Below are 1,605 nucleotides of genomic sequence, written 5' to 3' on the forward strand. Positions count from 1 at the left end.
TTTCAAATTTTGTGCAGCCATTTTATCCTGTTATTTCCGGGGTTGGTGGTTGTGTCTGTTTTACTTCAACGGAGAGTTTGATCCTGGCTCAGGATGAACGCTGGCGGCGTGCTTAACACATGCAAGTCGAACGATGAACCTCACTTGTGGGGGGATTAGTGGCGAACGGGTGAGTAACACGTGAGTAACCTGCCCTTAACTCTGGGATAAGCCTGGGAAACTGGGTCTAATACCGGATATGACTCCTCATCGCATGGTGGGGGGTGGAAAGCTTTATTGTGGTTTTGGATGGACTCGCGGCCTATCAGCTTGTTGGTGAGGTAATGGCTCACCAAGGCGACGACGGGTAGCCGGCCTGAGAGGGTGACCGGCCACACTGGGACTGAGACACGGCCCAGACTCCTACGGGAGGCAGCAGTGGGGAATATTGCACAATGGGCGAAAGCCTGATGCAGCGACGCCGCGTGAGGGATGACGGCCTTCGGGTTGTAAACCTCTTTCAGTAGGGAAGAAGCGAAAGTGACGGTACCTGCAGAAGAAGCGCCGGCTAACTACGTGCCAGCAGCCGCGGTAATACGTAGGGCGCAAGCGTTATCCGGAATTATTGGGCGTAAAGAGCTCGTAGGCGGTTTGTCGCGTCTGCCGTGAAAGTCCGGGGCTCAACTCCGGATCTGCGGTGGGTACGGGCAGACTAGAGTGATGTAGGGGAGACTGGAATTCCTGGTGTAGCGGTGAAATGCGCAGATATCAGGAGGAACACCGATGGCGAAGGCAGGTCTCTGGGCATTAACTGACGCTGAGGAGCGAAAGCATGGGGAGCGAACAGGATTAGATACCCTGGTAGTCCATGCCGTAAACGTTGGGCACTAGGTGTGGGGGACATTCCACGTTTTCCGCGCCGTAGCTAACGCATTAAGTGCCCCGCCTGGGGAGTACGGCCGCAAGGCTAAAACTCAAAGGAATTGACGGGGGCCCGCACAAGCGGCGGAGCATGCGGATTAATTCGATGCAACGCGAAGAACCTTACCAAGGCTTGACATGAACCGGAAATACCTGGAAACAGGTGCCCCGCTTGCGGTCGGTTTACAGGTGGTGCATGGTTGTCGTCAGCTCGTGTCGTGAGATGTTGGGTTAAGTCCCGCAACGAGCGCAACCCTCGTTCTATGTTGCCAGCGCGTTATGGCGGGGACTCATAGGAGACTGCCGGGGTCAACTCGGAGGAAGGTGGGGACGACGTCAAATCATCATGCCCCTTATGTCTTGGGCTTCACGCATGCTACAATGGCCGGTACAAAGGGTTGCGATACTGTGAGGTGGAGCTAATCCCAAAAAGCCGGTCTCAGTTCGGATTGGGGTCTGCAACTCGACCCCATGAAGTCGGAGTCGCTAGTAATCGCAGATCAGCAACGCTGCGGTGAATACGTTCCCGGGCCTTGTACACACCGCCCGTCAAGTCACGAAAGTTGGTAACACCCGAAGCCGGTGGCCTAACCCCTTGTGGGAGGGAGCTGTCGAAGGTGGGACTGGCGATTGGGACTAAGTCGTAACAAGGTAGCCGTACCGGAAGGTGCGGCTGGATCACCTCCTTTCTAAGGAGCACCTACA

1 rRNA gene is annotated in these 1,605 nt (G+C 55.8%); it reads left to right on the forward strand.

Going from position 1 to position 1,605, the window contains the following annotated elements:
• Window positions 1-65: 65 nt before the first annotated feature.
• Window positions 66-1,589: ribosomal RNA gene (locus ACX80V_RS21800) — 16S ribosomal RNA — on the forward strand.
• Window positions 1,590-1,605 lie beyond the last annotated feature (16 nt).

It is taken from the genome of Pseudarthrobacter arbutini (assembly GCF_054510915.1).